The sequence below is a fragment of the Streptomyces sp. NPDC058157 genome (assembly GCF_042884105.1).
Lineage (GTDB): Bacteria > Actinomycetota > Actinomycetes > Streptomycetales > Streptomycetaceae > Streptomyces.
Genome location: NZ_JBHVUQ010000196.1, coordinates 1 through 12830 on the forward strand (window position 1 = coordinate 1; position 12830 = coordinate 12830).

Here is a 12830-nt window from a genome sequence, read left to right on the forward strand (position 1 = left end):
GTACGGGACCGTGCCCTCCTTGCGGACCTGGGTCAGGCGGCGGGAGAGCCGGTGCGCGAGGTGGATCGGCAGCGGCATCAGCTCGGGGGTCTCGTCGCAGGCGAAGCCGAACATCAGCCCCTGGTCGCCCGCGCCCTGGCGGTCGAGCAGGTCGTCCTCCCCCTCGACCCGGGACTCGTAGGCCGTGTCGACGCCCTGGGCGATGTCCGGGGACTGCGCCCCGATGGAGACCGAGACTCCGCAGGAGGCGCCGTCGAAGCCCTTCTTCGAGGAGTCGTAGCCGATGTCGAGGATGGCTCCCCGGACGAGTTCGGCGATCGGCGCGTAGGCGGTGGTCGTGACCTCGCCGGCGATGTGCACCTGGCCGGTGGTGATCAGGGTCTCGACGGCGACGCGCGAGGCCGGGTCCTCGCGCAGCAGGGCGTCGAGGATGGTGTCGCTGATCCGGTCGGCGATCTTGTCGGGGTGGCCCTCGGTGACCGACTCGGAGGTGAAGAGGCGCTTGCTCATGCCTTCACCTCGGCGGAGAAGAAGTGGGTGGCGATGGCGTCGAGGGTGCGGATCTCGTCGACCTCGAGGGTCTCCATCTGGATGGAGCGGCCGCTGTGCTGTTCGAGCAGGAAGACGAACTCGACGAAGGACAGGGAGTCGATCAGCCGGTTCTCGATGAGGTCCAGGTCGGAAGCGATGTCGTCCAGCTCCTCGTGGCGGGCGAGGAGCCAGTTCTTCACGAGCTGCAGGCCTTCGGCCATGGTGTCTCTCCTTGGGGTGCGGTGTTCGGGTTGCGGGGTGTGCGCGGATCCGGCGGCCGGGTCCGGGAGTGCGGGCGGTGCGGCGGGCTGCGGCGGACCGGGGTCCACCAGCGGGGCGGCGACCGCCACCGCGTAGTCCACGTCGTGGCTGATGGTGACGGTGATGCCGGAGATGCCGGAGTCGGCGGCCATGCCGGCCGCCGCCCCGCGGAGTTCCACGAGCGGCCAGCCGCCCTCGGAGCGCCGTACGACGATGTCCCGCCAGGGCAGGACCACGGCCCCGACGCGGAGGGTCTTGAAGGCCGCCTCCTTGGCCGCGATCCGCCCGCACAGGCTCAGCACGTCGAGCCGCCGGGCGGAGGTGTGGCAGTCGGCGAGTTCGCCGGGGGTGAGCATGCGCTGGAAGAAGTCCTCGCCGTATGCGGCGAGCAGCCGGCGGACACGGTGGACGGACACGATGTCCATGCCGAGGTTCGCCCAGCCCAGGCCGCCCGCCGGCGGGGCGACGGGTCGGGTCTGCACGTCAGATCGCCGGCCCCGCCGCGTTCGCTCCGAGGACGGCGGCGGTGGCCGCGCCCCAGCTGCCGTGGCGGCGGGTGAGCGCGGACAGCCAGCGCTCCAGGCCGAAGGCCACGCAGCTGGTGAAGGCCGGGCCCGCGCCGGAGGCGAGCGGGATCTCGCAGCGGTCGCCGAAGAAGTTGCGGTGGGTGTTGACGGAGGCGATCGCGAGGTCCTCGTAGAGGAACTCGTGCTTGACCGGGGTCAGCCGCTGGAGCACCGCCTTGGAGCTGCCCTTGTCGAAGAAGGGGTCGCAGGCGGCCTCCTTCGTCAGCGGCAGGTCCAGGGCCTCGGCGAAGGCGTGGATGCGCCGGGTGAAGCGGGCCAGGTGCTCCTCGGCGTGCTCGCGGGTGCCGATGGCGACGATCTCCCGCATGCGGAAGCCGAGCTGGCGGCGCAGGCCCTCGTAGTGGGCTTCCTTGCGGAAGCACCAGCCGACGACGGTGACGAGTTCGTCGTCGGCGGCCGGGCGGCCCTGGTGGTCGATGTAGACGGCGTAACAGGAGGCGGAGGGCAGGCCGAGGGCGGCCGGCTCCAGCGCGTCGCAGGGGAAGCAGCCGGTGTCCGCGGAGAACTCGCTGGTCTTGCGGACGTCGAGGTTCAGCGGGGCGGCGACGACGGCCTGGTGGGGGAAGTTGTCGTAGTAGTCGAGCCGGGCCAGGTCGGCGGCCGGGAGCAGCGGGGGCATGGTCATCGGACGGGCCCCGGCATGCACCCCCCAGCTCTCGAAGGTGTCGTCGAGGAGCCGCAGCAGGGCGGTGCCCTCGGGGCCGAGGGAGGGCAGGCCCCGGGTCTCGGTGGTGGTGGGTGTCTTGACGGTCGTGACGCTCATGGGGGTTGTCACCTCTCGGGCGGCGGTGGGCCCTCTCAGACGACGGGCAGGACGTCGTCCGTGAAGATCCCGGTCTTCAGGAAGAAGCCGAGCGGCTTGCGGATGGCCTTGCGCTCGTGCGGGCGGCGCCGTTCGTCGGCGACGAGCGCGTTGCGCAGGCCGATCGGGTCGGCGATGCCGGCGTCCCGGTACACGTGGGGGTTGTAGAGGGAGTTGATGCTGTAGACCACGTAGCGCTTGAGGTAGGCCTCGACCTCGGCGACGCGGGCGGCGGGGACGGCCTCCTTCATCCGGGAGAAGAGGAGGGAGACCAGCTCGCGGCCGAAGGCGATGTGGCGGGACTCGTCCTGGTGGTGGATGCGGTTGACCTCGCGGATGGTGTGGCACAGCGACTCGTCGCGCGCCATCCGCGTGTTGTAGTGGTCGACCAGCTCCTCGAAGAAGAGGATCCGGGAGAAGACGAGGAAGTTCTCGACCTCCGGCTCCCAGGCGGAGTCGGCGCGCAGGGCCGTGGAGCCGTAGATCTTGTCGCCGTAGCGGCGGCAGAACTCGGCGAAGAACCACATGTGCTCGTTCTCCTCACCGATGAAGTGGTGGAAGAAGTCCGAGGGCACCTCGAAGCCGGGCATGTGGATGCGGCCGACGACCTCGATGAGCAGCTCGCGGATGCCGTGCACGTTGAGGCTGTAGAAGTTGATGCTCTCCCACTTCGAGAGGCGCTGGAGGGTCTCCTCGCCGAGCTCGTCGTAGAAGGGGGTCCCGTAGACGGTGAGCAGCTCGGGGGTCATCCACATGCGGCCCTCGTCGAGCTTCTCGGGCCAGTCGAACTGCTGGTACGGGTTGTAGTACTCCTCGATGGAGCGGGAGCTCAGCCGTTCCAGGACTTCCAGGAACCGGTCGTTGACGGGCAGGGGGGCGCTGACGCCCATGGGGACTCCTCGTCGGTGGTGGTGGGGCGGGGGCGTGCGGGCCCCGGGGCCGGTGGGGCGCTACGGGCGGACCTCGTAGACCGCGTTGACCGGGGTCTCGGTCGCGCGGCGCCAGCGGGTGAAGCCGGCCTCTTCGGCGATGGCGCGGAAGGCCTGCTCGCCGGAGTGGTTGCCGAGCGCGTGGGGGCCGCGCTGGGCGACGGCCACGGGCAGGCACATCACGGCGGAGAGGGCCATGAACATGCGGGCGGCGGGGGTCTGGGTGTCGATGTCGTCGGGCGACACGTTGGACTCGACGAGCATCCAGGTGCCGTCGGCGTCCAGGGACTTGTGCACGTGCCGGGCGGCGGAGACCGGGTCGCCCATGTCGTGCAGGGCGTTGAAGAAGGTGACCAGGTCGTAGCCGGTGCCGGGGTAGTCGTCGGCGGAGGCCACGTCGAAGACGACGCGGTCGGAGAGGCCGGCCTCCTCGGCGAGCCCGCGGGCGATGGAGATGGCCTCTTCGGAGTAGTCGAAGCCGTGGACGGTCGCCTCGGGGAAGGCCTTCGCGATGAGCAGCGTGGTGTGGCCCACCCCGCAGCCGACGTCGGCGACGGTGCCGCCCCCGGCGAGCTTGGCGGTGACCCCGGTGAGGGAGGGCAGCCAGTCGGGGACGAGGCGGTGCTCGTAGGTGGGCTGGAAGAAGCTGCCCATGCCGGTGTCGAGGGCCGCGTCGTGCTCGGCCCAGCCGACGCCGTCGCCGGTGCGGTAGGCGTCGACGAGGAGGTCCTCGGTGCCGTAGAGGGCCTTGAGGGCGGTGAAGAACCCGGCGGCGAAGGTGATCGCGCTCGGGTCGGCCAGCACCGGGGCGTGGTCGGCGGGCAGGGTGTAGGCGCCGGTTGCGGGGTCGCGTTCGACGTAGCCGGCGCTCAGCTGGGCGTGCAGCCACTCCTCGGCGTAGCGGGGGTGGATCCCGGTGCGCTCGGCGAGGGCGGCCGGGGTGAGGGGGCCGGCCTCGGCCAGGGCGCGGTAGAGGCCGAGCCGTTCGCCGAGGGCGACGGTGAGGCCGCGTACGGCGGCGCCGGCGTCGCCGATGACGCGCTGGTGGAAGTCGTGGGTGGCGCTCATGCCGCTCTCACCTCGGTGGTCGGGAGGTCGCAGGTGAACAGGAAGGACCGCGGGACGCGGGGGACGCTGCGCGCGGGGACGGGGTAGGGCCAGCGGCCGAAGTCGGCGCCGTCCTCGCCGGGCTGGCGGACCTCGCGGACGTCCCAGCCGCATTCGGCGAGGAGCTGCTCGGGGGTCTCGGTGCCGAACAGCCAGGGGTTGCCGTCCTCTTCGAGGGAGTTCAGGAAGGGGCGGGAGAGCGGGTTCTCCAGGGCGGCCTTGCTGATGACGTCGCCGAGCAGGACCGAGCCGGGCGCGGAGTGTCCGGCCAGGGTGGCGATCAGGTTGCGGACGGCGGCCTCGGGGAGGAAGAACAGGAGCCCCTCGACGACCCACAGCACGGGCTCGTCGGCGCGCCAGCCGGCCGCCGCGAGGGGGCCGGTCCAGTCCTGGGTGAGGTCGACGGCGACGGGGACGCGGGTGCGTCCGGCCGGCTGGGGCTCGTCGGCCAGCATCCCGGCCTTGGCCTCCAGGAGGGCGGGGCGGTCGAGTTCGTAGACGGTGACGCCGTCGGGCCAGGGCAGCCGGTAGAAGCGGGTGTCCATGCCGGCGGCGAGGAACACGACCTGGCGGATGCCGTGTTCCTGGACGGTGCGGACGATCTGCCGGTCCAGGTAGGTGGTGCGGATGGCCAGGAACGGCACGGTGCCGGCTCCGGCGTAGCGCTCCAGCAGCTCGAAGCCGATGGTGTCGGCGACGGTGCGGGCGTAGGGATCGGCGAACAGCCGGTCCTCGCGGTCGGTTTCCAGGGCCCGCGCTGCGGCGGTCCACTGGGCGGTGCGGGATACGGCCTCCACGGGAGGCTCCCTTCACTTCGGCGGACGGGGAGGGGGCGGGCGCGGTACGGGGCCCCGCGCCCGGCCGGGTCAGGCCAGGGAGCTCACGCGGACGACCGGGTCCTCCGCGGCGCAGGGGTGGGCCGGGGAGCAGGCGGCGGGCCGGCGCTGGAAGATGCTGTGCAGGATCATGCTGAAGACGACGTTCCCCTCGGCGTCGGACAGCGTGCACTTGGGCTGGACGACCCCGGTGGTGGGGTTGAACGGCGAGGGGCGCGAGCCGAGGATCTCGACGCGCGCCGTGAGCACGTCGCCGGGACGGACGGGCCGCAGGTAGCGGATCTCGTCGACACCCGGCGAGCCGGTACAGGCGCTGTAGGCGAGCAGTCCGTCGACGTAGCGGCGCATGAACATCGAGGCGCTGTGCCAGCCGCTGGCGATGAGGCCGCCGAACGGGGTCTGTTCGGCGAGCTCGGGGTCGGTGTGGAAGGGCTGCGGGTCGAAGCGCCTGCCGAACTCCAGCACTTCCTCCGTCGTGACGGTGATGGTCCCCAGCTCGTGGACGTCGCCGGTCCGGAAGTCCTCGAAATAGCGCATCACGCGCCCCCCTTGACGTAGAGGAGTGGTTTTCTCTGGCGTGAACCAATCTACGAATCAGGCGCTTATTTTGTCAACCCAAAAGAAGACCGCAGCGCCTGTTCAGCGTCCTCCCAGAGGTCCTCCGGGTCCTCGATGCCGACCGACATCCGCACCAGGCCCGGACCGATGCCCGCGCGCCCCAGCGCGGCCTCGTCCAGCTCCCGGTGGGAGGTGCTGGCGGGGTGCGTGACCAGCGTCTCCACCCCGCCCAGCGACAGCGCGAGCCGGGCCAGCCGGACCCCCTCGACGAAGGCGCGGCCCGCCTCCCGGCCGCCGTGCAGCTCGAAGGAGAGCAGCCCGCCGCCGCCGGAGAGCACCTTGCGCGCCATGGCGTACGAGGGGTGCGTTCTCAGCCACGGCCAGTGGACGGCCGCCACGGCGGGGTGGTCCGCCAGCCGCTGCGCGAGCAGGGCGGCGTTGGCGCAGTGCTCGCGCATCCGCAGCGGCAGCGTCGCGATTCCGCGCAGGGTGAGCCAGACGGCGAACGGGTCGGCGCTGGCGCCGAGTTCGACCGTGCGCGGCCAGACCTCACGGCGCAGGGCGTCGTCGGCGAAGACCGCCGCCCCGCCGAGGACGTCGGAGTGCCCGGCGAGGTACTTGGTGGTGGAGTGGAGCACGATGTCGGCGCCGTGCTCGATCGGACGGCACAGCACGGGCGAGGCCAGGGAGTTGTCCACGGCGCTGAGCACGCCCCGGCGCCGGGCGGCGGCCAACAGGCCGGGCAGGTCGGGGACCTGCCCGGTGGGGTTGGCGATGGTCTCCAGGACGAGCAGCCGGGTGCGCGGCCCGGCCAGCGCCTCGAACTCCCCCGCGTCGTCACCGGTGATGTGGTCGACCCGGATCCCGTAGCGCTCCGAGAGGTCCCCCAGGGCCGCGTACGTGCCCCCGTACAGGCAGCGCTGGGCGATCACCTGGTCGCCGGGGCGCAGCAGGGCGAGCAGGACCCCGCTGATGGCGCCCATCCCGGAGGCGAAGGCGATGGCCGAGACCCCGCCCTCCAGCCCGGCGAGGGTGCGCTCCAGGGCGCGCACGGTGGGGTTGCCGCGGCGGCTGTAGACGTAGTCCCCGTCGGGGCCGGCCATGGCGCGCGCCAGGTCGTCGGCCGAGTCGAAGGCGAAGGCGGAGGACTGCACGAGGGGCACGGACAGCGGCCGGCTCCCGGGGACTTCGAGCTCGTGGGCCACGTGGACGGCCCGGGTGCGGATGTCCTTCATCGAGGGGTCTCCCTGTCTGGTTCGGGTACGGAAAAGGGGCCGCCCGACGTCCGGGGAGGACGTCGGGCGACCCCTGGGGCGTACGCGGGGCCGTCCCCGTGCGTCAGACCCCCGCCGTCTGGTTCCGCGACGCCGGGGCGTCGGCGGCCGGGGCGGCGGCAGCGGCGGCGACCGCCTTGTCGCCCTTCATGGCGAGGAGCGTGACCAGCGCACCGACGGCCGCGATGACGGCGGCGGCGATGAACGCGGAGCTGAACCCGTCGGTGAGGGCGGGCAGGTTGCCCAGCTCGCCGGCGCCCTGGGTGGTGGCGAGGGCGGTCAGCGCGGCCAGGCCGAGGGCCGAGCCCACGTTGTAGGTGGTGTTGACGATGCCGGAGGCGAGGCCGGCCTGCTCCTGCGGGGCGCCGGACATCGAGGCGATCATCGCCGGGATGTAGGCCAGCGCCATGCCGAGCGCGGCGACGAGCGAGGCGGGCAGGACGTCGACCAGGAAGGTGCCGGTCGGCTCGACCGCGGAGAGCCAGACCAGGCCGAGGGCGAGGGCCAGCAGGCCGGCGACGATCAGCGGCTTGGCGCCGAAGCGGCCCATGAGGCGGGCGGTGATGGCCGTCATGAAGATCATCAGCAGGATGGTCATCGGGAGCAGGGCCGCACCCGAGGCGAAGGCGCCGTAGCCGAGGACCTGCTGGAGGTAGAGGTTGAGGAAGTACCACATCGGGATCCAGGCGGCGCCCAGCAGGGTCATGGCCAGGTTGCCCGAGCCCAGGCGCGGGATCCGCCAGACGCCGAGCGGCATGAGCGGCTCGCGGATGGCCTTCTGGATCACGAAGAAGAGGACGAGGAGGACGGCGGCGCCGATCAGTTCCAGCACGGTGGCGGTGGAGCCCCAGCCGGCCTCGGGGGCGCGGACGACGGCGAAGACGGCGAGCGCGAGCCCGGCGGTGACGGCGATGGCGCCGAGGACGTCCACGGAGCCGCGGCGGGACTGGACCGCGGGCAGCAGCTTCGTCAGGGCGAGGGTGACCACGCCGATCGGGACGTAGATGATGAAGCACCAGGGCCAGCTCACCCACTCGGTGAACACGCCGCCGAGGAAGACGCCGGCGGTGCCGCCGGCCGGGGCGGCAGCGCCGTAGAGGGCCATCGCCTTGCCGAGCTCCTTCGGGTTGTGCCCGAACAGCATCATCAGGAGGGTCATGGCCGAGGGGGCGATCAGCGCGCCGCCGACGCCCTGGACGGCCCGGCCGGCGATCTCCACGGAGGCGCTCTGCGCGGCGGCGGCGAGCACGGAGCCCACGATCATGACGACCCAGCCGGTGGCGAAGACCCTGCGCGCCCCGAACAGGTCGGAGAGCCGCCCGCCGAGCAGCAGTAATCCGCCGAAGACGATGACGTAGGCGTTGAAGACCCACTGGAGCTCGCCCTGGGAGAAGCCCAGGTCCTTCTGCATCTCGGGGAGCGCCACCCCGATGATCGAGGTGTCCATGATCACCATGAACTGAGCGGCGGCAAGCACGCCAAGTGCCCACCAGCGCCGGGGATTGACGGTTGACATTGCCCTGGCCCTTCCTCTGTCCTATACCCCCAGGGGGTACCTTCGTGAGGGAAGTTAGCATACCGGTGGGGGGTATGTAAGGCTGCGGTCAGGCGCTCGAGCGGGACTCGACCGACGGGGCCCCCGCCCGTCACCCGCCCGGCCCTGCCCCGGGCGCGGGGGCGCTGCGGCGACCCCGGCGACGGGATATCAAGGACGTGAAGGTGAGCGCGCGGGCCCGGCGGTCGCCACCCCGCCCGGAGGAGCGCGTCCCGTGGAGTTCGAGGTCAATGGCGTCCCGCACACGACGGACACGGACGACGACCCCGCGGCCGTGGAGGTGCTGCGCGACCGGCTCGGCCTCACCGGCACCAAGCTGGTCTGCGCGGGCGGGGTGTGCGGCGCCTGCACCGTCCAGGTCGACGGCGACCCCCGGGTCTCCTGCCTGACCCCCGCCGCCCTGCTGGCCGGACGCCGGGTCACGACCGCCGAGGGCCTGGCGGACCACCCGGTCGCCCGGGCCTTCGCCGGCCGCGACGCCCTCCAGTGCGGCTACTGCACCCCCGGCTTCGTCGTCGAGGCGGCCGCGTTCCACGACCGGTGGCGGGCCGGGCACGGGCGGACCGCGCCCGGCCGCGAGCGGATCGCCGAGGCCCTGGCCGGGCACCTGTGCCGCTGCGGCGCCTACGAGCGGATCTTCGACGCGGTGGCCGCCGCCTGCGCGGGCGCGTACGACGGACCGGCGGACCGAGCGGCCCCGCCCCCGCGCGCCGAGGCCCCGGAGAAGGCTTGCGGCGCGGCCCGGTACACCACCGACCTGCGCCCCGACGGACTGCTGGAGGGGGTGGTCGTCCGCTCCCCGCACGCGCACGCCCTCGTCCGCTCCGTCGACGCCGGCGACCTCCCGCTGGTACGGCTGCTGCCACCCGACGGGGTGGTGCGCTACGCCGGCCAGCCCGTGGCCGCCGTCGCGGCGCCGACCCGGGCGGCGGCGCGGGCGGCGGCCGCGAAGGTCGTCGTGGACTACGAGGTACGCCCGGCCGCGCTCGACGTGCGCGCCGCCCGGGCCGGCCGGGGCCCGGTGGTCTACCCGGACAAGGCGGCCCGCAAGCGGGCGCCCAGCTCCGGTGAGGGCGGCCTCGGGCTGCCCGCGAAGTGGGAGGGCAACCGGCGGGGCCCGGTCAGCATGAACAAGCGCGGCGGGGAAGCCGTGCGCCGGATCCTCAAGGCCCGCGCCAAGAACCCCGACCGGCTGGTCGAAGGGCTGTACACGACCGCCGCCCAGAGCCACACCCCGCTCGAACCGCACACCACGCTGGCCCACTGGAGCGACGGCACCCTCCGGCTGGAGGTGTCCACCCAGGCCGTCCAGCGCGTCGCGCAGCTCGCCGCCGAACGCTGGGGCCTGCCCCCCGGACAGGTGGTCGCCGAAGCCCCGCACGTGGGCGGCGGCTTCGGCTCCAAGGTGGGGCTGACCACCGACGTCGTCGCCGCCGTCGAGCTCTCGCGGCTCCACGGCGCCCCCGTCCGGGTCTCGCTCGACCGGGACGAGGAACTCACCGACGGCGGCTACCGGCCCGCCACCCGCATCCGGCTGGCGATGGCCGCCGACGCCGCCGGGGACCTGTCGGCACTGGCCGTCGACGCCGACAGCGACGGCGGGGTCTCCGTCGGCGGCTCCGTGGCCGCGCTGGCCCGGTTCATGTACGGCCGCTCCCCGCGCCGGCTGCGCGACTTCGACACCGTCACCAACCGGCCCCCCGGCGCCCCCTTCCGCGGCCCGGGCGGACCCCCGCTGTGCTGGGCGCTGGAACAGGCCGTCGACGAGATGGCCCACCGGCTCGGCCACGACCCCATCGACCTGCGCCGCCAGTGGGACGGCAACTCCAAGCGCCGCGCCCTGTACGACTGGGCTGCCGCCCTGCCCGTCTGGACCGACACCCGGCGCGGCGGCACGGGCCGCTACCGGCGCGGCGTCGGCGTCGCGGCCGCCAACTGGCTCTACTTCGTCGACCCCGCCACCGAGGTCGAACTCACCGTCGAGGACGGGACGGTGGTCGCCCGCTGCGCCGTCCAGGACATGGGCACCGGCGCCCGCAGCGTCCTGCGGCGGACCGTCGCCGACGGGCTGGGCGTCGAGGAGGGCCGGATCCGCGTGGAGATCGGCCGCAGTGGTCCCGTGCACGGCCCGATCTCCGGGGGCAGCCGCACCACCCCCTCGCTCGCCCCCGCCGCCCGGGACGCCGCCGACCGGCTGCGCGCCGCACTCGGCGGCGGGGACGTCGCCGCCCGGCTGGACTCCGCCCACGGCACCCGCATCACCGGCAAACGGCCGCGCGACCGGCGCGGCTTCGCCCTCCCCTTCACCCTGGGCGGCCTGGCGGTCGGCCGCGGGTTCACCGGATCGGTCCAGGTCGCCGAGGTCGAGGTGGACACCCGGCTGGGCCGGACCCGGGCGCTGCGCGTGTGGAACGGCATCTCCGCCGGACGGATCCACGAGGACCGCCTCGCCCGCAACCAGTGCGAGGGGGCGGTCGTCCAGGGCGTCGGCTACGCCCTGTACGAGGAGCGGCGCACCGATCCGCTGACCGGGCGGGTGCTGACCGAGAACCTGGAGGACTACCGGATCCCCGGCATCGGCGACACCCCCGAGATCACGGTCCACTTCCACCAGGAGGGCTTCGAGCACGTCCCGGGCGGCGGCGTGGGCCTCGGTGAGGTGGCCACGCTGCCCACCGCGGCCGCCCTGGCCAACGCCGTGTACGACGCCACCGGCTGGCGCCCGTACGACCTGCCCATCCGCCCCGACCGGCTTCTGGAAGGACTGCGTCCGTGAGCACCGAGCCCGCCCTCACCGACCTGTCGGCCGCCGTCCTGGCGCGCGGCGGGGAGCTGCGCGCCGGCGGCACCGACACCACCGCCCGGCAGCGCGCGGGCCTGTCCCCGGGGCCGTTCACCGACCTGTCCGGCGTCTCCCACCTGCGGGGCTGCACCGCTCTGCCGGGCGGCGGGCTGCGCGTCGGCGCCCTGACCACCCTCGCCGAACTGGCCGCCGACCCGCGGGTGCGGGAGGGCTGGCCGGCGCTGGCGCTCGCGGCGGGGAGCACGGCGACCCCGCAGGTGCGCGCCGCCGGGACCCTGGGCGGCAACCTGCTCCAGCGCAACCGCTGCTGGTACTTCCGCAACCCGCACATCGGCTGCCTGCAGAAGGGCGGCACCGACTGCCCCGCCGGCGCGGGCGACCACCACTACGGGGTGGTCGCGGGGGAGGGCCCCTGCGTGGCCCCGCACCCCTCGACCCTCGCCGTGGCACTGCTGGCCTACGACGCGGAGGCCGAGGTGCACGGCGAATCCCCGCGTCCCGTCGCCGCGTTGTACGGGGACGGCAGCCGGCTGCACGAGGCCGACCACCTGCTGCCGCCCGGCCGGGTCCTCACCTCGGTGCGGCTGCCCGCCGCACTGCCCGGCGAGCGCGCCGCCTGCCACCGGACCATCAGCCGGGCCCGCGCCGAATGGCCGCTGGTCGAGGCCGTCGCCCGGCTCTCGCTGCGGGGCTCCACCGTCGTCCGGGCCGCCGTCGCGGCGGGCGGGGTGGCCCGGGTCCCGCTGCGGCTGCCGGAGGTGGAGGAGGCCCTGACCGGCCGCGAGGCCACCCCCGCGGTCCTCGCCGAGGCGGCGTCGACGCTCCTCGGGCGCTGCCGGCCCCTGCCGCACACCGGGTACAAGACCACCCTGTTCCGCGACACCGTCCTGGAGGCCCTGGAACGGGCCGCCGCGCCCGGACCCCGCCCCGGGGAGGCCGTCAGCGGGACGCGTCCTCCGGGGCCATGACCCGTTCCAGGTCGGTCATGAGGGAGTCCAGCCAGGAGGCCGCCGCGTAGTAGCGGCGCGGTGCTCCGGGCGGCTCCGCCGTGAACCCCCGGTACGCCGGGTCCCGCAGCGGCGCGGGCACCGGCGGGGTGTCCCCGCCCGGGTCCAGGTGCGCCGACACCAGCAGCATCCGCCCGGCCACCCGGTCCCCGATGCCGGTCAGCCCCTCGGCGGGCTCCGGACCCAGGGGAGGCGGGCCGGCGACGGGCTCCGCGGCGGGGCCCGCGAGCACGGCGCCCGGGGCACCAGGACCTCCCCCGCCGTCCCCCGTCCCGGAGCCGGCCCCGGGCAGCGAAGGCTCCGCCACGGCCCCGTCCGACCCCGACGAGGGCGGACCCGCGCCCGCCCCGACCGCCCCCGGCGGCCCGGTCCGCCCGGCCGGGGCACCGCCCCCGCCCGGGGCCGACCCTGACACGGCAGGTCCCGCCGGCAGCGGGCCCGGCTCCGGCACAGGTTCGGCGGAGCCCCGCGGCGGCGGGCTCGTCCCAGCAGCGGAACCTGCCGGCTCCTGTGGCGCAGTTCGGCCGTCCCCGGCGCCTCCCCCGCCCGGGGCCAGCCCTGAAAGGGCAGACCCGGGAGG

12 protein-coding genes are annotated in these 12830 nt (G+C 74.2%); 2 read left to right on the forward strand and 10 right to left on the reverse strand.

Translation table 11 applies throughout. From position 1 onward, the window contains the following. The 9 genes from ACFVXK_RS31850 to ACFVXK_RS31890 all read right to left on the reverse strand — a co-directional run. The coding region (locus ACFVXK_RS31850; protein ID WP_389618541.1) for an S-adenosylmethionine synthetase N-terminal domain-containing protein at positions 1-510 on the reverse strand (510 nt) is incomplete at its 3' end. Beyond that, positions 507-1274 carry a holo-ACP synthase gene (gene acpS, locus ACFVXK_RS31855; protein WP_389618544.1) on the reverse strand — a complete coding sequence of 256 codons (768 nt, stop codon included), beginning with the start codon at positions 1272-1274 and terminating at the stop codon, positions 507-509. The genes acpS and ACFVXK_RS31850, both read right to left, overlap by 4 nt. Before the next feature lies 1 nt (position 1275). After that, the gene (locus ACFVXK_RS31860; protein ID WP_389618547.1) at positions 1276-2142 is read right to left on the reverse strand and encodes a hypothetical protein; all 867 of its coding nucleotides are present in this window, start codon (positions 2140-2142) and stop codon (positions 1276-1278) included. Between the two features lie 35 nt (positions 2143-2177). Beyond that, positions 2178-3071: a diiron oxygenase gene (locus ACFVXK_RS31865; protein WP_344155416.1), complete on the reverse strand. Its 894-nt coding sequence runs from the start codon at positions 3069-3071 to the stop codon at positions 2178-2180. Between the two features lie 60 nt (positions 3072-3131). Next, positions 3132-4178 carry a methyltransferase domain-containing protein gene (locus tag ACFVXK_RS31870; protein ID WP_389618550.1) on the reverse strand — a complete coding sequence of 349 codons (1047 nt, stop codon included), beginning with the start codon at positions 4176-4178 and terminating at the stop codon, positions 3132-3134. After that, entirely contained in the window at positions 4175-5014 is an 840-nt protein-coding gene (locus tag ACFVXK_RS31875; protein WP_389618553.1) for a class I SAM-dependent methyltransferase, read from the reverse strand. Before ACFVXK_RS31875 ends, ACFVXK_RS31870 begins: the two co-directional genes overlap by 4 nt. 69 nt (positions 5015-5083) lie before the next feature. After that, positions 5084-5590: a MaoC family dehydratase gene (locus ACFVXK_RS31880; protein ID WP_389618556.1), complete on the reverse strand. Its 507-nt coding sequence runs from the start codon at positions 5588-5590 to the stop codon at positions 5084-5086. Positions 5591-5655: 65 nt separating this feature from the next. Then, a complete protein-coding gene (locus ACFVXK_RS31885) occupies positions 5656-6846 on the reverse strand; it encodes a trans-sulfuration enzyme family protein (protein WP_389618559.1) in 1191 nt (396 codons plus the stop codon). Positions 6847-6949: 103 nt separating this feature from the next. Beyond that, on the reverse strand, positions 6950-8401 hold the full coding sequence (locus ACFVXK_RS31890) for an MFS transporter (protein WP_389618561.1): 1452 nt from the start codon (positions 8399-8401) through the stop codon (positions 6950-6952). 253 nt (positions 8402-8654) lie between these two features. Between ACFVXK_RS31890 and ACFVXK_RS31895 the strand changes: the two genes are divergently transcribed. Beyond that, complete coding sequence (locus ACFVXK_RS31895) at positions 8655-11216, forward strand: molybdopterin-dependent oxidoreductase (RefSeq protein WP_389618564.1); 2562 nt, start codon at positions 8655-8657, stop codon at positions 11214-11216. Next, the gene (locus ACFVXK_RS31900) at positions 11213-12211 is read left to right on the forward strand and encodes an FAD binding domain-containing protein (RefSeq protein ID WP_389618567.1); all 999 of its coding nucleotides are present in this window, start codon (positions 11213-11215) and stop codon (positions 12209-12211) included. The genes ACFVXK_RS31895 and ACFVXK_RS31900 overlap by 4 nt, the downstream gene beginning before the upstream one ends. On the opposite strand, the gene ACFVXK_RS31905 is transcribed toward ACFVXK_RS31900, so the two are convergent. Further along, on the reverse strand, positions 12183-12557 hold the full coding sequence (locus ACFVXK_RS31905; RefSeq protein WP_389618570.1) for a hypothetical protein: 375 nt from the start codon (positions 12555-12557) through the stop codon (positions 12183-12185). The genes ACFVXK_RS31900 and ACFVXK_RS31905 overlap by 29 nt on opposite strands. Positions 12558-12830 lie beyond the last annotated feature (273 nt).